This is a genomic window from Litchfieldia stipae, assembly GCF_014837155.1.
Lineage (GTDB): Bacteria > Bacillota > Bacilli > Bacillales > Bacillaceae_L > Litchfieldia.
The window spans coordinates 1-21,491 of the sequence record NZ_JACYHA010000034.1 but is presented as its reverse complement, the minus strand read 5'-3'; the positions used below and the strand labels follow the sequence as shown (position 1 = coordinate 21,491).

Below are 21,491 nucleotides of genomic sequence, written 5' to 3'. Positions count from 1 at the left end.
GGGTTACCACCTGACTAATCCATTATAAAGGACTTTTTCTTTGCACAAAATAATAATATTGAACATTTTGAGTATTTTTAATAGTGAATTTAAATTAATGCAACACTAGTGTAACAATTTATACAAAAATAAACATAATATAGGAGTGTTATAGGATGGAACAAATCACTTTAAATGTAAAAGGTATGTCATGTGGTCACTGTGTAAAAGCTGTAGAAACTAGTGTTGGAGAACTAACTGGCGTGAACTCAGTAGCAGTTAATTTAAACGAAGGTAAAGTCGATGTATCATTTGATGCAGCAGCTGTATCTGTAGATAAAATCAAAGAAACAATCGATGACCAAGGTTATGATGTAGAATAATATTGAATTCGTTCGTGCTACCAATGTTAGCACGAATTATTTTAAAATCAAATATACCCCTATATAGTATGTTTGGAGGGTTCTAGAGATGGGTAGTCTAAAAGAAACGAGTTTGCAAATAACCGGAATGACCTGTGCAGCATGTGCAAACAGGATTGAAAAAGGCTTAAAAAAAATCGAAGGTGTGGAAGAAGCATCTGTAAATCTAGCACTTGAAAAATCCTTGATCAAATATGATGCTGATAAGACATCCTTTGAAGCATTTGAGAGTAAGATTGAATCATTAGGGTTTGGGGTAGTTTTAGAGAAAAAAGAACTTTCAATCACTGGGATGACCTGTGCAGCTTGTTCAACTAGAATTGAAAAAGGCATAAATAAGATGGATGGTGTCACAAATGCAACAGTTAATCTTGCTTTGGAATCCGCAACAGTTGAATACAATCCAGCAGTTCTATCTGTTGCAGATGTGATTACAAAGGTAGATAAACTAGGTTATGGTGCAAAGATTAAGAGTGAAAATAGAGAAGAAGCTTCTGATCAGCGTGCAAAAGAGGTAGAAACGCAGACTGGGAAATTTATTTTCTCACTCATTTTATCTTTACCACTACTATGGGCGATGGTGGGTCACTTTACGTTTACTCAGTTTATTTATGTACCTGATTTGTTCATGAATCCATGGGTACAGATGGCACTCGCTACACCTGTTCAGTTTTATATTGGAAAACAATTTTATGTTGGGGCTTATAAGGCGTTACGAAATGGTAGTGCAAATATGGATGTGCTTGTAGCATTAGGAACATCAGCAGCCTACTTTTATAGTGTTTATTTATCAATAGCTTCCATTGGTTCAAATGCTCATATGGTTGAACTTTATTATGAAACAAGTGCAATATTAATTACTTTAATTATTTTAGGGAAGTTATTTGAGGCAAGAGCAAAAGGTCGTTCATCTGAAGCGATAAAAAAACTCATGAACCTTCAAGCAAAGAACGCCACAGTATTGCGAGATGGTGTAGAACTTAGTGTGCCACTTGAAGAAGTACAGGTAGCTGATATCATCTATGTGAAGCCAGGTGAAAAAGTACCTGTAGACGGAGTGATTATTGAAGGGAAATCTGCGATTGATGAATCGATGTTAACTGGTGAAAGTGTTCCAGTAGATAAAGCGATAGGAGATGCGGTCATTGGTGCAACAATTAATAAAAATGGATTTCTGAAATTAAAAGCAACAAAGGTTGGCCGTGATACCGCATTAGCGCAAATTATTAAAGTTGTAGAAGAAGCCCAAGGGTCAAAGGCTCCAATTCAACGACTTGCAGATCAAATCTCAGGAATCTTTGTTCCAATCGTTGTTGGAATTGCGATTGTTACCTTTTTAGTATGGTTTTTCGTAGCGAGTCCTGGAGACTTTGCAAGTGCACTAGAAAAAATGATTGCGGTACTAGTGATTGCATGTCCATGTGCCTTAGGTCTTGCCACACCAACCTCGATTATGGCGGGATCAGGCCGTGCTGCAGAATTTGGGATCTTATTTAAAGGTGGAGAGCATCTGGAAATGACACACCGAATAACAACGGTGATTCTTGACAAAACTGGTACGGTAACAAATGGTAAACCTGTTTTAACTGATATTCTTATTAAAGATAAAGAAAATGAAACAGAACTGTTACGCTTGATAGGTGCAGCGGAAAAACAATCTGAGCACCCTTTAGCTCAATCAATTGTGTTAGGATTGAAGGAAAAAGGAATTGAATTTCCTGAGGTCATGTCCTTTGAAGCAATTCCAGGGTATGGAGTTAAAGCAACAGTGAATGATAGAGTATTGTTGATTGGAACAAGGAAATTAATGTTCCAACATCATATCGACATTGAGGAAGGATTACTGGTGATGGAAGGCCTTGAGAATGAAGGGAAAACAGCGATGCTTGTTGCTGTTGATAGCGAATATGCAGGTTTAGTTGCGGTTGCGGATACCATCAAAGAGACCTCTCGTGAGGCAGTTACTCGCCTGAAGGAATTAGGCATAGAAGTCGTCATGATCACTGGAGATAATCAACGAACTGCTCATGCGATTGCCAAACAAGCAGGGATTGATGAGGTTGTAGCCGAAGTACTTCCTGAAGGGAAAGCAGAAGCAGTCCTTGCATTGCAAAAGCAAGGAAAAAAAGTGGCAATGGTTGGTGATGGAATCAATGACGCCCCAGCTCTAGCAACGGCTGATATCGGTATGGCGATTGGTACTGGAACAGACGTTGCGATGGAGGCTGCCGATATTACGTTGATCAGAGGGGACCTAAATAGTATTGCAGATGCCATCTTTATGAGTAAGAAGACGATTCGTAATATTAGACAAAATCTATTCTGGGCATTTGCCTATAATACATTAGGGATTCCAGTTGCAGCATTAGGCTTCCTTGCCCCTTGGCTGGCTGGAGCTGCCATGGCATTCAGCTCAGTCTCAGTCGTCCTAAACGCCTTACGACTACAAAAAGTGAAATTATAACAAGCGGGACAAAACCAGTCCCACGAGTGGTGCCAGGCACCGGAAGTGGGACGGAGAAGGTCCCGGAGCAATATCAGTACTCGAAACAAACCATGATTACTGAAAGGAGAGGGATCATGAAAAAGTGGATCACATCAGCAATCTTATATCTGGTTATCATTATTGCTGTCTACCATATTTACGGTCTAATTGAATCTACCAATCAAGAAGCATCAGAGAATACAAGTGACCATGCATCTCATGAACACGGAGCAGGTGAGGATGATTCGCATGGTGCCCATCACAGTGGAGATAGTGATGTAAAAGCAGAAGTAAGGGTATCGGGAAAGGGGCTAAATATTTACTTAATTGATAAATCAGGAAATCCGGTTGAAGAGCTAGAAGTCAATCATGAGAAGCTCCTGCATTTAATCATTGTAGATGAACATCTAGATCAGTACTTACATCTCCATCCGGATCAAATTGATGTTGGTGTGTTTCAAACAAACCAACAGCTACCAGATGGAAACTATACAGCATTTGTAGATATTATACCAACGGGTCAATCATATTCGGTAGAACCTATTCGCTTTACAATCGGCGAAGATGAAGCCCATCATGCTCATGACAGTCTCGAGCCGGACAAGGAGTTAACAAAAGTCGTAAATAAGCAAGAGGCAACACTTGAGATGAGTTCAACTAAGGCTGGTGAACCTGTGACTTTGGAATTCTCACTTCCAGGAGCCGATTTGGAGCCTTATTTAGGGGCAATGGGGCATGTTGTGATTCTTGATGAAAATGCGGAGAATTATTTACATGTCCACCCGACGAATTATGAGGAAACCACATTTGAAACAACGTTTGATCAGCCTGGCATTTATAAAATTTGGGCAGAATTTCAAATTGCTGGAGAAGTACTTGTTTTTCCATATATTGTAGAGATTCATTAAATTGATAATCTGATCTCATATTAACAAAAGCCTGGATTATGTCCAGGCTTTTGTTGTACAGAGCCTATGAATAGTAATTTTATCCACTCAGGCTTGTGACGTAAGAGGATGTTTTACTTGTAACGGAAAATGATTCGTTCCATGTTCTCTAACAAACAAAACATCGTCCCCGTGATAAATGGTCTTTTCAGCATAAACCCCATCATAATCTGGCGTATAATGAAAGACGACTTTATTCGTATCTTCGTCTGCTATAGTTGAAAGAATTTCATTTATATCAATTTCTTTTTCTGAAATAATATCAAAAACATCCAATTGATGATGATTCTTTTTGAAAATCACAATTGCGTCCTCACACTCTAGATAATACAGATCATGTCTAAACACATACATACAATGGAACATGACAATACTATCGGTATTTTCCGTTCCAAACACCTTCGAAACAGGGATTCTATTAGTTACGTACTGATAGATAAAAGTAAGATCCTCATCATGATCACAGTTGAGTTTGCGAATAGCAGCATGACCTGATTTACTTGGTATCAAATCAATTGAATATTGATACTCATCTACTGACTTAAATCCAAACTTAGGATAAAAGTCTAGCACAGACTCATTTGCGAATAAGTAGATAAAATCATACTTGTCCTCATATTCATCTAGCACTTTATTCATTAATCTAGCAGAAAGTCCTTTGTTTCTGTACTCCGGATGCGTCATAACCGTTCCAATTTGTAATGCCTTCTTTTTCTCCCCGTTTATCACAAAGATTAATTCGTTAACGGAAACATTTGCGACGACTTGTTCTTCGTCTATAAATGAAAATGGAATATAACGGTTGTTCCAATACCCCTTTTGATACCAGGATTCAAAGTTGATTCCAAACACCTTTGTAGCAAGCTCATTGAAGCTATTTCGATAGTTCTCAATATGTTTGTAGTCTTTTATAAATTGCAATTTTTTCAACGTTATTCTCCTTTTAGATAGCCAAGCGATTGTAGTAGCTTGTATCTTTTTACAGCAAGGATCCCTTGCCAATATCGTCTTGCAATGGCAAACTCCGCCGGATAGTCGTTCCAGCTCCAAGAGATATCCCAAACCCCATCATCTGATAATTGTTCCTTATAATATTCTAAGTTCTGCTCAATTAAATCACCGAAAATGCTAGAAAGAGAATCTTCAGGGCTCGTAATGAAATCGAGAGGAAGTGCCTTATAGCCTGATGACCAGTTAGAAATATCTCGATCCACACACAGTTCAGCAAGGGAGATGATTTTGTCAGAAACTACTTGGAATGATTGATTAATGATTGAATTAAATTGTTCCTCGTTTGGCTGAATGATTTTGATGAATTGTTGATAGTTATTGATTTCATGCATATTCATTTCATCAGCACTCATTAAGCGTTTGACTGCCTTCTCAATTGAATTCCAACCTACCAGGGCTGACTCACTTTGTTCAGCTGACCAATGTACAAGAAATGCTGCCAATTCAACACTTGGATTAAACATCCAAAATGACTGAACACCCTCTTGCCAATGCCAATGAGGAGCATGCGGATAATCATTATTCTCAGGTAGTACAGAAGGCCACAATCCGGTTTTCTTATCGTTTGTTTGGGTCAAATACTGAATCATTGCTTTCACGATTTTATCGTTGCTATCCGCACCTATTTCGATTAAAATCTGTCCAGCGGCCCATGTCGCCATCGGTGATGAAGCCGGCGACCAAAAATCAGGCTCAAGCCCATGACCAAAACCTCCATCCTTGTTTTGAAACGCAGATAAGTATTGAATCACTTTATCACGTGAAGCCCCTTCAAAAAAATACTCCCACCGAGCAACCTCTAATGGCCGGGCGTTTCTTTTCATCCAATCACTTGCAATCATAAATGTGTTAGTAGATATACTCATTTCACTGATCCTCCTGAAAATCTTGTTAAGAAGGAATTCGATAAATACTGTGTATTTCCTTTATCCTTAATGATATTTGGTACCTGATGTTGTAAGGGGAGATTAATATATTGAGAAAAGTAGATTTTTAGATGGGGAGTGCTTTTGTTGAATCAAGCAGTCCTTTCGTTGGAATATGGCAAGGGTTCGTTGGATTGCGCTCTATTTTCGTTGAATAAAAGAGTATGTAACATCCAAGAAGGTCCATTCGTTGAATCAAGCAGTCCTTTCGTTGGATTATGGCTAAGGTTCGTTGGATTATCCTCTATTTTCGTTGAATGAAAGAGTATGTAACATCCAAGAAGGTCCATTCGTTGAATCAAGCAGTCCTTTCGTGGGAATATGGCTAAGGTTCGTTGGATTATCCTCTATTTTCGTTGAATGAAAGAATAGATGTCATCCAAGAAGGTCCATTCGTTGAATCAAGCAGTCCTTTCGTTGGATTATGGCAAGGATTCGTTGAATTACGCTCTATTTTCGTTGAATGAAAGAATAGATGTCATCCAAGAAGGTCCATTCGTTGAATCAAGCAGTCCTTTCGTGGGAATATGGGTAAGGTTCGTTGGATTAGGCTCTATTTTCGTTGAATGAAAGGGTATGTAACATCCAAGAAGGTCCATTCGTTGAATCAAGCAGTCCTTTCGTGGGAATATGGGTAAGGTTCGTTGGATTATCCTCTATTTTCGTTGAATAAAAGAATAGATGTCATCCAAGAAAGTCCATTCGTTGAATCAAGCAGTCCTTTCGTTGGAATATGGCTAAGGTTCGTCGGATTGAACTCTATTTTCGTTGAATAAAAGAGTATGTAACATCCAAGAAGGTCCATTCGTTGAATCAAGCAGTCCTTTCGTGGGAATATGGCTAAGGTTCGTTGGATTACCCTCTATTTTCGTTGAATGAAAGAATAGATGTCACCCAAGAAGGTCCATTCGTTGAATCATACAGCCCTTTCGTTGGATTATGGCAAGAGTTCGTCGGATTGCACTCTATTTTCGTTGAATAAAAGAGTATGTAACATCCAAGAAGGTCCATTCGTTGAATCAAGCAGCCCTTTCGTTGGATTATGGCAAGTGTTCGTTGGATTGCGCTCTATTTTCGTTGAATAAATGAGTAGTATCAACAAAAAAATCAATATATCTCCACCTATCTCCCTGACAGTTTTTCTCCCACTTATCTCACAATTCTCAAATAATCTATAGGTTCTCACCTCATTTTCTGATAAAATACGCTTAGATAATTAAATTTCACTTCGAATAGTGTAATGAACGAATAAAAGAATTCACAACAACTATGCAAATGGAGAAGATGGATGAAACCGATTCGTGTATTAATACTTATGTTAGCAATGGCTTTATTACTACCCAGTCATTCTTTTGCTCAACTAGAACTTGTTGAGGGGCCAGAGATTCAGAGTGAGACGGCGATCCTCATTGATGCGACAAGTGGGGCAGTTCTATTTGATCAAAAGAGTCATGAAAAAATGTATCCGGCGAGTATAACGAAAATCGTAACTGCTATTCTTGCTATTGAATCAAACAGATTAGATGAAATCGTGACTGTTAGTAAGAGGGCTAGAGAAGTGGACGGGACTCGTGTTTATTTGGAAGAAGGGGAACAGGTTCCACTAATGAAGCTTGTACAAGGGCTGATGATTAATTCAGGAAATGATGCTGGTGTGGCGATTGCCGAGCATCTTGCTGGAAGCGTCGAGGCATTTGCTGAACAAATGAATGACTTTGCCACAAAAAAAATCGGGGTCAAGGATACCCATTTTGAAAATCCACATGGATTATTTGGTGAGGAACATTATAGTACCGCCTATGACTTTGCGATGATTACAAAATACGCCATCACTAATCCGACCTTTAGAGAAATTATGGGGACAAGCGAGTTCCCATGGAAGGGTGAGAGCTGGGATACGACGATTTTTAATCACCATTGGATGCTTAGGGAATGGCCATATGAAGGAGTCATTGGTGGGAAGAACGGATATATTGATCAGTCAGGTCATACGCTGGTGACAGCAGCATCAAGGGAAAACTTAACCCTGATCGCAGTTGTATTAAAGGCGACAACTAAACGAATGATGTACAATGACACTGAAAAACTATTTGATTTTGGCTTTGCCAATTTTGAGACAGGTGAAGTGACTGCTCCGCAAGAATTTACCGATGACAATCAAGTGAAATATCAACTAGAGGACCCGATTTATTATACGAAAAAAATTGGCGAGACCGTTGATTTATCAGTAGATACTTCAGGAGAACTCTCAATTATTGGGGAAGACGAACGTCTAATTTCAGCCCAACAGCTCTTTAATCCATTAGACAACATTGATAAATCCAAAATAGTAGAGGGAACCAAGCCTCTAGGCAAGGAATATGCTACTAATGGCGTTCAACCAACGAATAAAACATATGTGATTATTTCAATTGTAGTGTTCTTATTCGTCGCTTTTATCTATTTACGTAGAAGGAAAAGGAGACGAAGGGCTCGAATGTACCGCTAACAGTGAAACAGAAAAAAACGTTTGGACATCATACATGCTCCAAACGTTTTTTCGTTATGACTGACCTATTAAATCTTGTTCAACAACATGGTTAGTTGATTCTTCCTCAAGATGGGCTGGATACCCCAAATTAAATGTATCAATATCAACAATATATCTTGGTCGGCGCTTTGTTTCTTTATAAATTTTTCCGATATATTCACCGATAAATCCGATGGCAATGAGCTGAAGACCACCAATTAACCAAATTGAAGTGATCAGAGATGTCCAACCGGTTGTTGTATTTCCAGTTAACTTTAACCCGATAAAATAACTGCCAAACATCATGCTTACAAAAAAGGAAACAAATCCGATTAAAGAAACAAATCGAATCGGGGTGACACTAAAAGAGGTAATCCCATCTAAGGCAAACGAGAGCATTTTCTTAAGTGGATATTTTGTTTCCCCTGCCATTCGTTCCTTCCGGTTGTAATATACATTGGTTGATTTGAAGCCAATCAATGGAACGATGCCGCGAAGGAATAAATTAATCTCATGAAATTGTTCAAGCTCATGAACGGCACGCTTGCTTAATAGTCGAAAATCAGCGTGATTATATACCATGTTCACTCCCATTAACTTCATTAATTTATAAAATCCCTGTGCAGTGTGCTTTTTGAAAAAAGTATCAGTCTTCCGCTCATTCCGAACCCCTAGTACGACCTCATAACCTTCATTATACTTCTTGATAAACTCCCGAATCACTAAGATATCATCTTGGAGATCGGCATCAATTGAAACGAGACAATCTGATTGTTTTTTAGCAGAAAATAACCCTGCCAACAAAGCCTGCTGATGACCAACATTGGTTGAAAGCTTCAACCCCTTCACCCGTTGGTCATGTAATCCATAGTGATAAATGCTATTCCATGTTTCATCTCGACTACCATCATCAACAAACAATAATTTACTTTGTATTGATATTAGCTTTTCTTGAACCAATTCATCTAGGCATTTTAGTAATTGCTTGATCGTATCAGGAAGAACTTGTTCTTCGTTATAACAAGGAACGACTATCGTAAGTATCGGTTCTGACATGATCTATGGACCTCCTAAAGGTTGTCTGTCAATCTTCGTTGAATTTATAAATCGACTCGGTATAAATAGATTTTCCAAGCGGATTCCCGTGAGTCAAAGGTTTTTTCCAATGTGAGATGATTGTCCTTCTCATTTTTAATCGGTAAGGCAGAAAAAATGTAACGTCCCCCCATCTCATGAAAAGCATGAGTATTGAGTTTTATTTGCTCAATTGTTTTTTTTGAATTCTTTTTAAACATATAATGCTTGCCTATTTCATCTATAAAGAGATAACAACGCCCGCCCCATTCATCAAAGTACTGCTTCAATTTCTTATTTCCCTCAAGCTCATGCTCAATGATTCTTCTGAATTGATACTTATAGGTGAGGGGGTAGAAATTATTGTAAGTATCAAGGGTGTAGAATCCATTAAATTGGGCAATCGCAGGATGAATCCCGATGCTAGCCACGCGATAAGTTTCTTGTGGCTGCCCTATATAATCGGCCATTTCGCGAAATTGTTCCTCTGCATAGAACTCCTTGAATGAGGGCTTTTTATGATAGAGGATTTCTTCATTAAAACCGATCAATACGAGAAGCTGAGCAATAATTAAGAACATACAAGTACGCTTCCAAATGATTCCTGCTCTCACAAGAATGTTAATCGACAAAGCAAACAAAAGATAGATGATCATTGGACGCAGGAAATGATAGCGCGCAAAATTAAAGGTATCTAAGAAATGAAACCGCTCTGTCAGTGGAACCCATCCTTTATAGAACCAAAATGCATACCAAGCAGATAAGACGAAATTTATGATATGCAGCACGATAAAAGTTTTTTCTTCACGCCATCCTTTGTTCGCAATCACAGGAAACAATGCAAGCAGTGTTGTTGGTAAAATGAACAGTCCATGAACTGTCATCACATGGGTATGCCCAAGTATGTAGTTTTTAAATGTGAGACGAAGTGAATGGAATAAGGTTAAGCGGGCGTGGAAGTATTCATCACGACTATTAGGGACATGGTCAAATAAAAAGGAGTAGACCAGTCGATAGTCGACTAATAAAAACACCGATGTCATAAAGACGATGGCAAAGAAAAAGCGCAGGTTCCATCCTTTCCCTCGTATAACATCACTCAACCAGAAGAATCCCATCGCACTAAGAAAGAAAAAGAAGCCTAAGACGATGCTTGCATACAACGGAATAAGTGCTAATGTAATCCAATTGATTGCAGAGCGTTCACCCTGTCGAATGTTTAAAAATGCCCATAAGGCGAGAGGCATTCCTAAAGTGCTTAGCATTCCTGACGGCCAAAAAGGGGTAAGGGCAAAGGTTAAGGACACGCCAACTCGAACCCAACCTAAATTCTCACTTCTAATAAAATGTTTTCGTAAAAGTAAATACATACCTAGAAAGGCAAAAAAACGAGTGATAAGCTGGCTCAATCCATAAGCAATCATGGGAGGGAAGAGGAGATTGAGTAAGACAATTCCACTAAATTCTGTTCCATATGCATTACGAGAAAGGTGACCATTTATCACTTGTGGAATGCTTGCTTTAACTGACCCAAATACTTGTCCACTTTCCTTTAACACCTTGTACCAGGCTAGATTTGAATCAAGATTATCATGTACCCGAATATGTGCATTCTCACCAAGGATGAAATAGGGTGAGACGAATATGAAAATAAAAATAATGGCGGAAAAGAATAGTTTTCGTTCAATCTGATTGATTTGTGGTTGTGTTAGATCATTCAATGAAATGAACTCCTCCAATCATGATCCCTAATTTTGAAATATTAACAAGGTAATGATATTTTCACCACAAATGAAAAATTTATGTCAATAAAAGGTGCCAGGCACCACCGCGGGACTAAACTGCTCCCACATTGGGTGCCAGGCACCAATTTTCAATTTAAGGGCACCAGCTAAGTGGGCACCATCTTATTTCATTTGAGATGTGATGGTTCTTTCAAGGGTTAGAGGCAGCTTCTAATGCAGCTGAAACATTGATCAGACCTTCCCCAAAGTATTGGTCATGCCCTTTTGGCCCCAAATCAATGGAGGTGCTTTTGATAATGTCCATCACCTCGATGTTCTTTAATTCAGGCTGAACGGATTTAATCAGTCCAGCTAATGCTGCAACATGTGGGGTAGCCATCGAAGTACCGGATAGTGCAGCATATTGACTTTCTAAATAAGTACTTGGAATATGGACTCCTGGTGCAGTGATATCAACATAATCACCATAATTAGAAAACGAAGCTTTGTTCCCTTGGTAATCAACAGCCGACACACTTAATACCTCTGGATAAGCAGCAGGATAGCTTGGGTGATTGGAATTATCATTTCCTGAAGCTGCAATCACAATGACATCATGGTCATATGCATACTTAATAGCATCATGAAGCAAATCTGAATCCCGGTAATTTCCTAAGCTCATGTTAATGATATCTGCTCCATTATCAGTCGCCCACTTAATCCCATTGGCAATATCAAATGAGGAACCATAGCCCTCGTTACCCATTACTTTTACTGGCATTATGGGATTAAACCAAGTAATTCCAGCCACACCTTCCTCATTATTCGTGACGGAAGCAATAATTCCCGCGACATGTGTTCCATGTCCATTATCATCTTCTGGTTTATTAGTATCAGCGACAATATTGTAGCCTTTTGTTAAGCGTCCAACGAGGTCTGGATGATCTAAGTCAACACCGGTGTCCAGCACGGCGATGCGAATATCCTCCGCCCCTCGGCTAATTCCCCAACCTGATTCAGCCTGAATCATTGGCAAATTCCATTGGTATCGCTTATATAGAGCATCATTTGGCCCATTAAGAAATGTACGTTTGTCTTCATTTGGAATCAAGATGAAATTAGGTTCCACAATTTCAACATCAGCTCTCTTGGAAAAAAAGGACTGAAGCTCTTCTGTTGATAAGGAATTTGACTTGAAGATGTAGGAAGAATCAAATTTCTTTAATAGCTTCCCATCAATCTCTTCAATGATAGAAGATAATTCTTCTTCAGAAGGAATCTGACCATTTTTAAAATCAACAACAACCTGATGTTTTATATAATGACTTTTTTCGGTCGCATTATGAAGAATAATGGACATATTGTCACTCGTATTAAGCTCGTCCTTCGTCTCTTCATAGAGCTGAATCGAGTCAACATCCATTATTTTCGCTTGACTATGGTCCTGTAGACTTGGATTTTCATTAATAATCGTAGGCGAGTCAGATTGGAAGCTATCCTGATCGAACTGGTTTGTCCGATCATTATGATCCAGTCGAACTCTACTACTTTCAAAGGTAGCATCATTGTCATTATCAATTCGGTTCATAAATGGAAGAAGGACAACAAGTAAAAGGCCAAGCACGATGGCAATACTGCGTCCATATTGTTTATTTTTATTCATGAAAGGTTCACCTCGTGTCATGGATTTTGTACCTATGCTTTAGTATTTATCCATCACTCGTGATTCATGCTTAAGTTTATGATCTGAAGAAATAATGAAGTAATCATCCATAAAGGCACGAACACTATGTTTTTAAAGGAGATTTCAGCTTTTTTAGTTAAAAAACAATCTTTCTAGAAACTAAATGCATATTTACCAATCATTTCAACAAAAACTAGTGTATGGAAATCTTGAACCTGTACGTTCAAAGAAAGAGTGGGACATCATGTTGAACTTCTTTAAGAGCAAAGAAAAGAAGCCGAAATTAATGGAAGAAATCATAGCAGCATTTGATAAATCAAGCGATTTTCTATCCTATCAATCGACAGAGGCTGTTAGTCCTTATTGGATTTGTTATCAAACCTCTTTAGTGGATTCAAAAAAACTTCATCAATATATATTGCCGTATCTACAATACCATCCATCAACATCAATAAAAGATATACAAAAAGTGATTCCCATTGAGAAGGTGACTATTACTGACAAGGTGGATGAGATTAAAGAAAAACTATTAACTGGACATGTGATGATCCAATTAACAAAACATGATCGTTATTGTGCCTTAATACGAGCTGAATTACATGAGACAAGAAAAGTAAGCGTTCCAGAAGTAGAGTTTAGTGTTCTAGGTCCAAAGGAAGCGTTTGTTGAATCACTAGATATAAATTTAAATCTGATTCGAAAACGTCTCCCGATAGAGCAACTAAGAGAGAAAGAAGTAAAGGTAGGGAAATTATCGAAAACGAGGATTGCTGTATTATATGTGGACCATATTGTGAATAAGGAAAATGTCCAAACAGTCTTACAACGTTTAACAGACCTTGAGTTTGACCATATCAATGATAGTTCATATATAAATCAAATGATTGCAGATGATCATTTTTCTCCATTCCCACAATTATTGAGTACGGAAAGACCTGATCGTGTCGTTTCAACATTAGTTGAAGGTAAGGTGGCAATCATTGTTGATGGGTCGCCACAAGCCTTAATTGGACCAACAACATTAGTTGAGTTTTTCTCATCGTTTGAGGACTATTATTTAAATTGGTATATTGCTACTTTTTTTAGATTGGTCCGTTTTTTTGCTGTAACCTTCTCAATTCTAGTCACCCCCCTTTATGTTGCTGTGCTTAGCTATCATTATGAATTAATACCAGAGGATTTAATGAGCACACTTGTAACCTCTAGAAGAGAAGTGCCATTGCCACCAATATTAGAAGCATTATTTTTAGAATTAACGATTGAGCTATTAAGGGAAGCTGGAGCAAGACTACCGTCTAAGGTTGGCCAGACAATTGGTATCGTTGGAGGGCTTGTAATTGGGACGGCCTCTGTTGAAGCTGGACTAACTAGTAATGTGTTATTGATCATTGTTGCATTAGCCGCATTAGCTTCATTTACAACGCCAATTTATAGTATAGGTAACACCATTCGATTGATTCGGTTTCCATTCTTGTTATTTGCTGATTTATGGGGATTGCTAGGGATTGTTTTTTGCTTTTCTATCCTATTAACACATTTACTTCATTTAACCTCAATTGGACGCCCATTTTTGGCACCGATTTATCCTTTACGATTAAATGATTTGAAGGATTCTATTGTTCGATTCCCTTATAGCAATTTGTCTAAGCGCCCTAAATTTGTTCAATCGGGTAATAGAGAACGATTTGATCAAAATAAGGCAACCGAAAAACATGATATTGATGAATAGGAATGTGGCAAGGAGCTTGAGAGCTTATGATAAAAGATCGATTTAAGATATCACCATACTTAGTATTTTTCATCATTTCTACGAATCAGCTTGGAATTGGTGCACTTGGGTTCCAACGGGTGATTTCAAAAGCTGCTGGCCATGATAGCTGGATGGCAATTATATTAGCTGGCTTAAGTGTTCATGTGATCTTATTCATGATGTACCGGATGCTAGAAGCGTCAGAAGGGGATATTATCAGCATTCATTCTAGAACATTTGGCAAATGGGTTGGAACTGTCATGAGTATGATATTCCTCATTTATCTATTGGCACAAAGTACGGTTGTCATTCGGACCTTTCTTGAGGTTATCCAGGTATGGGTATTTCCAGAGATGAACATCTGGATTTTTACGATATATTTGCTTTTATTAGTCACATATATCATTTTTGGAGGATTTCGAGTCATTACTGGAATTTGCTTCTTCAGCATTGTTCTACCGGCCTACTTATTTTTGACTATTGTATTTCCTTTAGAGTTTGCGAATTTCCGTAACCTCTTACCTATACTTGATCATTCTGCTCTTGAGATTGCTCAAGCAACTAAGGGAATGTCACTCAGTATAATTGGTTTTGAAATTTTGCTTGTTATTTATCCTTTTATTATGAATCCGAAGAAATCAAAGAAATGGGCTCATCTAGGCGTGGTATATACAACACTGATTTATTTGATTCTAGGGGTTACCGCACTGATGTATTTTAGCATGGTGCAATTAGACAAGCAGATTTGGGCAACCATCTCCATGTGGAAAATCGTTGAAATGCCAATTGTAGAGCGGTTTGAGTATATTGGAATTGCTTCATGGATGTTTATTATATTGCCAAATATTTGTTTAAGTCTGTGGGGCTCCAGTCGCCTTATTAAGAGAATATTTCATATTAGGCAAAAATACTCCATTTGGATATTATGTGTCATTGTCCTTGTTACCTCAGGCATGCTAACGAATAGAACTGAAATAAACATGCTTCTTAATTATTATAGCAAAGTAGGGTTATATCTAATTTATCTATATATTCCTTGCTTATATTTTCTTTCAATGATTGTCAATAAAGTGAGGGTGAGACAATGAAGAATCTAATCATTTTCATATGTGTATTTATTCTCTTGGTATTTACCTATACTTTTGGCAGAGTCGACAAAGAAATACTTGATGATGTCAATGTAGCAAGTGCGATTGGAATTGACAAAGTGGAAGGGAAAACGATTAAAGGAACAGCAATTATACCAGTATTCCAGGCAGATAAAAGCATAGGTAATGAGAACTTTGTTGAAGAATCTACTTTGGCTAAGGAAGTGATTAATAAGCTGCAAAATAAATCAGCCGATCCTATGGTAACTGGAGGTATTAAGGTTGCCCTTTATAGTGAGGAGATTGCAAGAGAGGGGATCAATGATTATGCAGATGCTCTTCAAAGAGATGCAAGTATAGGATCAAAGGTTTTTCTGGGGATTGTGGATGGTCAAACAGAGGATTTATTAAAAGAGACTCTCGGTAATCGCGGAACTGGTTATTATTTACGAACTTTAATTGAGCATAATATGGAAATACGAGATTTACCTGATATGAACTTACATCTATATATGTTCCGCAATAATGCGATGGGAATGGACCCATATCTTCCATATTTAAGAAAGACAGGAAACAAGGCGCAAATCATTGGATTGGCGATTTTTAAAGGGGATAAGATGGTCGATGTTATTGACCCAGTAAATCTTTTTTTCTTCAAGGCACTCGTGCAAAACTTTAGTGAAGGAACACATACCTTACATTTAAAAGACGCTAATGAAGATGCATCTATTATGCGGATCGTATCAACCAGACATATCAATGTAGAAGAAAGAAACGGCCAACCACAAGTGACATTTAATATCTATTTACAAGGAATTTTAAGTGAATATTCCGGAGAGAAGACAACACCAGCCGTTGTAGAGGAAATTGTTTCGGGATTGGAGAAAGAAATAATAGATCGTTCTGAAAAGATGTTAAAGAAATTTCAAGAATTGAATACAGATCCCGTTGGTCTAGGCTATATTGCCAAAAGGTCAAAGCTCCGTTTTGATGAGGAGCAATGGAAAAATGTGTATCAACATATTGATATTAAGGTTACCTCAAAAGTTGATTTAATCGAGACTGGTGTAATTGAATGACTATTGGTACAATTTAGTGAAAGGCTAAGAATTAAGAAATGATGACACATAATGATAAAGGAATGGGGAAATGCTTTTTATTATTGTCTTGTTGTTTATTGTTGTACCAATGACGGTTTTTTTGCATGAGGTGGGTCATGGACTAGTTGCAAGAGTGATGAAGATTGATGGGGTAGAAGTAGTGATTGGCACTGGTCCGATGCTTGTGAGCTTTCAATTTGGAGGTATTCACTTTCAATTTCATGCAATTTATTTTTTCGGTGCCTATACAACCAACTTATCTGCGCATGAAGTCAGTGAGTGGCAGCGTGGATTGATCTCTTTAGGGGGGCCATTGGTTAATGTAGGAGTTGCGATTTTAGCTTATCTGTTACTTGATATGAATCACATGATTAGTGAATTATTCGTTCTGTTTAATGTTTGGGTTGGCCTCGTTAACCTCATACCATATAAGCTACTAAAGAGAGAATCTGACGGTCTGATTTTTATTAAATCAATGTATAAAGAAATTAGATTAATTAAAACAAAATAAGAGGTGTAAAAGGTGAAGTATTTTATTATTACAGGGACTTCTCGAGGTTTAGGCAAAGCTCTAACTGAGCAGCTGATACAAGAGGATAATACGATTTTTTGTATTTCAAGACGTCAAAATAATGAATTAAAGAATTTGGCTGCAAAAGAGGGCGTCAATTTATATTACTTTTCTTGTGATCTGCAAAAAGTAGAAGAAACAGAACGCGTGATGGAAAAGATTTTCACAACAATTGATTTCACTAATGCAGAGGGGATTTATTTAATTAATAATGCGGGAATGGTTGAGCCGATTCAACCAATTGGAAAAACAGGTTCATCAGACATTGCCATGAATATTGAAGTAAATCTGATTGCACCGATGATCTTATCAACAAGCTTTATTCGTTATACAGCTGAAATAAATACAATGAAAATGATTGTTAATATTTCATCTGGTGCAGCAAATCGTCCTATTTATGGATGGGCTACATACTGTAGTTCAAAAGCGGGTCTTGATATGTTTACGAAAACAGTTGCCTTTGAACAAGATAGTGAAGAAAGTCCCGTCACCGTCATATCATTTTCCCCGGGAGTCATGGATACAGACATGCAGGCTTCGATTCGACAGTCTGATGAGAGTGATTTCAAGGATGTTGAGAAATTTAAAGAGTATCATGAATCAGGTCAATTACGTGCACCAGAAACAGTATCACACGCTTTACTACAATTAATTCTTAATGGAACACCCGAAAATGGTCGAGTCTATCATATCACCGAATTAGTGTAATTCGGTAAGCTTGGGGAATAAAAATACATAGTTTGCTAGAAAAGTGGGGAGGAAATAAGATGAAACCAATCAAAATTGGAGTAATAGGCTTGGGAGCTATTGGGGACCGATTAATCAAATCATACATAGAACATCCACAAATAGAGGTAGCTGCTGTATGTGATACCTTATCAGAAAGACTAGATACTATGGTTGAAAAGCTAGAAGGGGCTAAAGGCTTCACAGATTATAAACATATGCTTGAGGAAGTTGAATTAGATGTCGTTTATATAGCTGTTCCACCTAAGTTCCACCATCATATTGCTTTAGACGTAATTGAAAAGGGAATCCATATTCTATGTGAAAAACCACTCGCTAATTCAATTGAAGAAGCGAAGGAAATGATGGACAAGGCGGATGAAAAAGGTATTATTCAAGCAATGAATTTCCCATTGAACTATAGCCCAGGGGCAAATACATTCAAGAAGTTAATAGAGAACGGTTATGTAGGAAAGCTTAGAAGACTAGAGTTGAATATGCATTTTCCACAATGGCCAAGATTCTGGCAGCAAAATGACTGGGTAGCAAGTAGGGAGCAAGGTGGATTTGTGTTAGAGGTTGGTGTTCATTTCATCCAACAAGCACAGCGAATCTTTGGGAAGATTAAACCAATTCAAAGTCAATTAGAGCTTCCAACAGATCCATCAAAGTCAGAAATCGGTATCTTTGCTCAGCTTGAGCTTGAGGATAACATTCCATTTATTATTAATGGACTTAGTGATATTGCTGGAGATGAACGAATTTCCTTCACTGCTTATGGTACAGAAGGAACATTATCCTTACTTAATTGGTCAGCTCTTGAAGGTGGAAAGCTTGGAGAGTCAATTCAGCCAATTGAAGCAACAGAGGAATCAAAAAGCTTGTTATCAAATGTAGTTCAGGCGCTAAATGGTGAGAAGGCTGAATTATATGATTTCAAGGCAGGTTATGAAGCGCAAATTGTCTTAGAAAAGCTAAGATTAAAGGAGTAAATAAATAGGATGGATCAAAAGTTAAAAGAACAATTTGATGGGTTATTAGAGAAATATACTGAGCTTATGGTGGGGGAAAGCAATCCAGAATTAATCCAGAAGGTGCAAATGTGGGCACTTTACTCTCATATTGCGAAATCGATGCCACCACTGGCAAAGCATTGGAATGAAACCTATCCAGATGCTAAAGATGGGATGAAAGAAATCATCGCTGAGATAAAAGTGCTAAATGAGGAGCATCGTGCAAATAAATAGAATCAATTAAGAGGGTGGTAATCGTTTTCACGAAACCACCCTCTTTTTCATAGGCTGTTACTGTAACATATGGTCGTGAGTTGGAAATTGTGTAGTTGTGTAATTGTAAAACTGTTGATGCTTTTGCTCGACTTTTTGTGCGTCCTCAGCCTCAAGCTTATACCAGCCATTCTTATACATGAGGTTAAACAATTGACGCTGGCAGTCCTGTGTTTCATTGAAGATTTGACGAATATCCTGATAAAGAGCTTCATGGCTCATTTCATTAAGTGCTGTACAGTAGGAATCAGTCAGATACTTTTCTGTACTCAGCATGTCATTTAAAAAGTCACGATCATTCATAGATGGTGTCTTAGGAATCGTCGTTTTTGGATTCTTAATCATATTTGATTGAGATTGTTGATTTTGTTGCATTGTCATCCTCCTAGTAGCGATTATTGTTGTTGCTGTTGTTGTGATTGAGATGGTTGTTTTGAAGCATCTAAATGTCCTAAGATTGTACGATAATGACGTTCATGCATTTCGCAAGCCTGCTTCATGGCTTGAGAGATTTCTGATATTTCACATTGGCTTTCGTAAAAGTGAGCCTTTTTGAGCGCCAATAAGTTCCAAGACATCATATCCGTTAAATAAAGTAAATCCTTTGATGAGAGAACAGCTGGCGGTTCTGATTGAATCGGTTGCTGGTTCTGCTTCATTGTATTAGGTATAATTTGTTGATTTTGTTGGTTTTGTTGCTGTTGACCTTGCATAGAAACCCTCCTATGTAATCTTATTCTTTGGCTGTATTCATCATAAAAATAGCCCGCAGTCTGAATACACTCCGCGTCCTGCGGGGTGGCCACTGATCCCACGGGAGTCTCCGTGCATTCTGCCTGCTTGAACATCACTTTCAAATAAAACAACAATCTTAATTAAGAAAACAGCCAATACTTTAATATCGTTCCAAAAGTGTCGGTGAACTATTCTAGCTACCTTTGACAATATAGGTGATATATCGACATTTTTTTCTCCAGCTAATATTCAAGAGGCATAAATGGTGATAAAATGAGGGTATTATCCAACAAAATATAAGTCTTAATGTGAATTGGAGGCTTCACCATGGAACAAGTTATGAGAAATTTCTTTCTATTTTTATCAAAAAATAAACCGCTTACAAAGGTTGCCAAAAAATATGGATTAAGATTTGGTGCAGCACGATTTGTCGCAGGCGAAACGATTGAACTAGCAGTTGAATCAATTAAGGAATTAAATAAAAAGAATTTATCGGTTACACTTGATTATTTAGGGGAGTTCGTGGATAACGAAAAGGAAGCAAATGAAATGGCTGACCATTCGATTAAAGCAATCGAAGCTATCGGTAAAGGTCAGTTAAATGCTCAGCTTTCGTTGAAAATGACGTCCATGGGTCTTGATATCTCAGACGAAGTCGTCATGAATAATATGAAACGTATTTTATCTGCTGCGAAAAAGCACAATGTCTTCGTCACAATTGATATGGAGGATTATTCACGTTGCCAAAAGACACTTGATATTTTCAAAGAGTTGAAAAAAGAGTTTGATAATGTTGGAACAGTCATTCAAGCCTATCTGTACCGTACAGTAAAGGACATAGAAGATCTAAATAAATATCATCCTAACCTCAGATTAGTTAAAGGGGCGTACAAAGAGTCACCAGATGTGGCCTTTCCTGAGAAGAAAGATGTCGATGAAAATTTCAAAAAAATCATAAAAATGCATTTATTGAATGGGAATTTCACTGCTGTGGCAACCCATGATGATGCGATTATTGAGTATACAAAGGAACTTGTGAAGGAATATCAGATTAGTAAGGATCAATTTGAATTTCAAATGCTATATGGTATTCGGCCCGAAAGACAAGAGCAGCTAGCAAATGAAGGATACGGCATGAGAGTCTATGTACCATTCGGAAATGATTGGTATGGTTACTTCATGAGACGACTTGCAGAACGCCCAGCCAATGTGGCATTTGTTCTAAAAGGTGTCATAAAGAAATAAGTAAGAGAAGCCCCTCTGTTGGGTTATGACTAACCTCGTATAAAATGTTGCTTTCAAAGTAGCAGCCTGAATACACTCCGCGTCCTGTGGGGTGAACGGTGAGCCTCCTCGTCGCTTTGCTGAGGCCACTGAAAAACTATCGTTTTTTGATAACTTTAATTTCCAAAGAAAAAAACAAGCCTTTTTTTCTCAAATAAGATCAAAAAGGCTTGTTTTAAAGGGGGAATTC

21 protein-coding genes are annotated in these 21,491 nt (G+C 37.9%); 14 read left to right on the top strand and 7 right to left on the bottom strand.

Annotation, left to right across the window (positions count from 1 at the left end; translation table 11 throughout):
• The first annotated feature begins 155 nt into the window (after window positions 1-155).
• The 3 genes from copZ to F7888_RS21485 all read left to right on the top strand — a co-directional run bounded on the left by copZ (window position 156) and on the right by F7888_RS21485 (window position 3,794).
• Window positions 156-362 (top strand): copper chaperone CopZ, encoded by a 207-nt coding sequence (copZ, locus tag F7888_RS21495; RefSeq protein WP_191783310.1) that lies wholly within the window; start codon window positions 156-158, stop codon window positions 360-362.
• An 88-nt stretch (window positions 363-450) separates the two neighbouring features.
• The gene (locus F7888_RS21490) at window positions 451-2,865 is read left to right on the top strand and encodes a heavy metal translocating P-type ATPase (protein ID WP_191783308.1); all 2,415 of its coding nucleotides are present in this window, start codon (window positions 451-453) and stop codon (window positions 2,863-2,865) included.
• A gap of 116 nt (window positions 2,866-2,981) precedes the next feature.
• Window positions 2,982-3,794 (top strand): hypothetical protein, encoded by an 813-nt coding sequence (locus F7888_RS21485; RefSeq protein ID WP_191783306.1) that lies wholly within the window; start codon window positions 2,982-2,984, stop codon window positions 3,792-3,794.
• Between the two features lie 87 nt (window positions 3,795-3,881).
• On the opposite strand, the gene F7888_RS21480 is transcribed toward F7888_RS21485, so the two are convergent.
• Window positions 3,882-4,763: a GNAT family N-acetyltransferase gene (locus F7888_RS21480; RefSeq protein ID WP_191783304.1), complete on the bottom strand. Its 882-nt coding sequence runs from the start codon at window positions 4,761-4,763 to the stop codon at window positions 3,882-3,884.
• A 2-nt stretch (window positions 4,764-4,765) separates the two neighbouring features.
• The gene (locus F7888_RS21475) at window positions 4,766-5,710 is read right to left on the bottom strand and encodes a prenyltransferase/squalene oxidase repeat-containing protein (RefSeq protein WP_191783302.1); all 945 of its coding nucleotides are present in this window, start codon (window positions 5,708-5,710) and stop codon (window positions 4,766-4,768) included.
• A gap of 147 nt (window positions 5,711-5,857) precedes the next feature.
• On the opposite strand from F7888_RS21475, the gene F7888_RS21470 reads away from it, so the two are divergent.
• From F7888_RS21470 to F7888_RS21460, 3 genes are all read left to right on the top strand, one after another.
• Window positions 5,858-6,031, top strand: coding sequence for a hypothetical protein (locus F7888_RS21470; protein ID WP_191783300.1), 174 nt, complete (start codon window positions 5,858-5,860; stop codon window positions 6,029-6,031).
• Between the two features lie 135 nt (window positions 6,032-6,166).
• On the top strand, window positions 6,167-6,340 hold the full coding sequence (locus tag F7888_RS21465; RefSeq protein ID WP_191783299.1) for a hypothetical protein: 174 nt from the start codon (window positions 6,167-6,169) through the stop codon (window positions 6,338-6,340).
• Between the two features lie 718 nt (window positions 6,341-7,058).
• Window positions 7,059-8,258 (top strand): D-alanyl-D-alanine carboxypeptidase family protein, encoded by a 1,200-nt coding sequence (locus F7888_RS21460; protein WP_191783297.1) that lies wholly within the window; start codon window positions 7,059-7,061, stop codon window positions 8,256-8,258.
• A gap of 54 nt (window positions 8,259-8,312) precedes the next feature.
• Here the strand turns inward: F7888_RS21460 and F7888_RS21455 are convergent, their stop codons facing one another.
• The 3 genes from F7888_RS21455 to F7888_RS21445 form a co-directional block, all read right to left on the bottom strand.
• Window positions 8,313-9,335 (bottom strand): glycosyltransferase family 2 protein, encoded by a 1,023-nt coding sequence (locus tag F7888_RS21455; protein ID WP_191783295.1) that lies wholly within the window; start codon window positions 9,333-9,335, stop codon window positions 8,313-8,315.
• A gap of 44 nt (window positions 9,336-9,379) precedes the next feature.
• Entirely contained in the window at window positions 9,380-11,050 is a 1,671-nt protein-coding gene (locus tag F7888_RS21450; protein WP_191783316.1) for a DUF6044 family protein, read from the bottom strand.
• 238 nt (window positions 11,051-11,288) lie between these two features.
• Window positions 11,289-12,740 (bottom strand): S8 family peptidase, encoded by a 1,452-nt coding sequence (locus F7888_RS21445; RefSeq protein WP_225228949.1) that lies wholly within the window; start codon window positions 12,738-12,740, stop codon window positions 11,289-11,291.
• 265 nt (window positions 12,741-13,005) lie between these two features.
• On the opposite strand from F7888_RS21445, the gene F7888_RS21440 reads away from it, so the two are divergent.
• From F7888_RS21440 to F7888_RS21410, 7 genes are all read left to right on the top strand, one after another.
• On the top strand, window positions 13,006-14,490 hold the full coding sequence (locus F7888_RS21440; protein WP_191783294.1) for a spore germination protein: 1,485 nt from the start codon (window positions 13,006-13,008) through the stop codon (window positions 14,488-14,490).
• A 26-nt stretch (window positions 14,491-14,516) separates the two neighbouring features.
• Window positions 14,517-15,599, top strand: coding sequence for a GerAB/ArcD/ProY family transporter (locus tag F7888_RS21435; protein WP_191783292.1), 1,083 nt, complete (start codon window positions 14,517-14,519; stop codon window positions 15,597-15,599).
• Entirely contained in the window at window positions 15,596-16,678 is a 1,083-nt protein-coding gene (locus tag F7888_RS21430; protein WP_191783290.1) for a Ger(x)C family spore germination protein, read from the top strand. The genes F7888_RS21435 and F7888_RS21430 overlap by 4 nt, the downstream gene beginning before the upstream one ends.
• A gap of 70 nt (window positions 16,679-16,748) precedes the next feature.
• Window positions 16,749-17,210, top strand: coding sequence for a site-2 protease family protein (locus F7888_RS21425; protein ID WP_191783288.1), 462 nt, complete (start codon window positions 16,749-16,751; stop codon window positions 17,208-17,210).
• Window positions 17,211-17,222: 12 nt separating this feature from the next.
• On the top strand, window positions 17,223-17,978 hold the full coding sequence (locus tag F7888_RS21420; protein ID WP_191783286.1) for a (S)-benzoin forming benzil reductase: 756 nt from the start codon (window positions 17,223-17,225) through the stop codon (window positions 17,976-17,978).
• 59 nt (window positions 17,979-18,037) lie between these two features.
• Window positions 18,038-18,988 carry a Gfo/Idh/MocA family protein gene (locus F7888_RS21415; RefSeq protein WP_191783284.1) on the top strand — a complete coding sequence of 317 codons (951 nt, stop codon included), beginning with the start codon at window positions 18,038-18,040 and terminating at the stop codon, window positions 18,986-18,988.
• A 9-nt stretch (window positions 18,989-18,997) separates the two neighbouring features.
• Window positions 18,998-19,243, top strand: coding sequence for a YusU family protein (locus F7888_RS21410; protein WP_191783283.1), 246 nt, complete (start codon window positions 18,998-19,000; stop codon window positions 19,241-19,243).
• 57 nt (window positions 19,244-19,300) lie between these two features.
• Here the strand turns inward: F7888_RS21410 and F7888_RS21405 are convergent, their stop codons facing one another.
• Window positions 19,301-19,657: a spore coat protein gene (locus F7888_RS21405; protein WP_191783281.1), complete on the bottom strand. Its 357-nt coding sequence runs from the start codon at window positions 19,655-19,657 to the stop codon at window positions 19,301-19,303.
• A 20-nt stretch (window positions 19,658-19,677) separates the two neighbouring features.
• Window positions 19,678-19,995, bottom strand: a complete 318-nt coding sequence (locus F7888_RS21400; RefSeq protein WP_225228948.1) for a hypothetical protein — start codon at window positions 19,993-19,995, stop codon at window positions 19,678-19,680.
• A 349-nt stretch (window positions 19,996-20,344) separates the two neighbouring features.
• Between F7888_RS21400 and F7888_RS21395 the strand changes: the two genes are divergently transcribed.
• The gene (locus F7888_RS21395; protein WP_191783278.1) at window positions 20,345-21,262 is read left to right on the top strand and encodes a proline dehydrogenase family protein; all 918 of its coding nucleotides are present in this window, start codon (window positions 20,345-20,347) and stop codon (window positions 21,260-21,262) included.
• Window positions 21,263-21,491 lie beyond the last annotated feature (229 nt).

Excerpts from the sequence above, each read along its gene's own strand:
- F7888_RS21455 (WP_191783295.1), bottom strand. The coding sequence starts at position 9,335 with ATGTCAGAACCGATACTTACGATAGTCGTTCCTTGTTATAACGAAGAA.
- F7888_RS21415 (WP_191783284.1), top strand. The coding sequence starts at position 18,038 with ATGAAACCAATCAAAATTGGAGTAATAGGCTTGGGAGCTATTGGGGAC.
- F7888_RS21440 (WP_191783294.1), top strand. The coding sequence starts at position 13,006 with ATGTTGAACTTCTTTAAGAGCAAAGAAAAGAAGCCGAAATTAATGGAA.
- F7888_RS21430 (WP_191783290.1), top strand. The coding sequence starts at position 15,596 with ATGAAGAATCTAATCATTTTCATATGTGTATTTATTCTCTTGGTATTT.
- F7888_RS21490 (WP_191783308.1), top strand. The coding sequence starts at position 451 with ATGGGTAGTCTAAAAGAAACGAGTTTGCAAATAACCGGAATGACCTGT.
- F7888_RS21410 (WP_191783283.1), top strand. The coding sequence starts at position 18,998 with ATGGATCAAAAGTTAAAAGAACAATTTGATGGGTTATTAGAGAAATAT.
- F7888_RS21435 (WP_191783292.1), top strand. The coding sequence starts at position 14,517 with ATGATAAAAGATCGATTTAAGATATCACCATACTTAGTATTTTTCATC.
- F7888_RS21425 (WP_191783288.1), top strand. The coding sequence starts at position 16,749 with ATGCTTTTTATTATTGTCTTGTTGTTTATTGTTGTACCAATGACGGTT.
- F7888_RS21445 (WP_225228949.1), bottom strand. The coding sequence starts at position 12,740 with ATGAATAAAAATAAACAATATGGACGCAGTATTGCCATCGTGCTTGGC.
- F7888_RS21485 (WP_191783306.1), top strand. The coding sequence starts at position 2,982 with ATGAAAAAGTGGATCACATCAGCAATCTTATATCTGGTTATCATTATT.
- copZ (WP_191783310.1), top strand. The coding sequence starts at position 156 with ATGGAACAAATCACTTTAAATGTAAAAGGTATGTCATGTGGTCACTGT.
- F7888_RS21460 (WP_191783297.1), top strand. The coding sequence starts at position 7,059 with ATGAAACCGATTCGTGTATTAATACTTATGTTAGCAATGGCTTTATTA.
- F7888_RS21475 (WP_191783302.1), bottom strand. The coding sequence starts at position 5,710 with ATGAGTATATCTACTAACACATTTATGATTGCAAGTGATTGGATGAAA.
- F7888_RS21405 (WP_191783281.1), bottom strand. The coding sequence starts at position 19,657 with ATGCAACAAAATCAACAATCTCAATCAAATATGATTAAGAATCCAAAA.
- F7888_RS21400 (WP_225228948.1), bottom strand. The coding sequence starts at position 19,995 with ATGCAAGGTCAACAGCAACAAAACCAACAAAATCAACAAATTATACCT.
- F7888_RS21395 (WP_191783278.1), top strand. The coding sequence starts at position 20,345 with ATGGAACAAGTTATGAGAAATTTCTTTCTATTTTTATCAAAAAATAAA.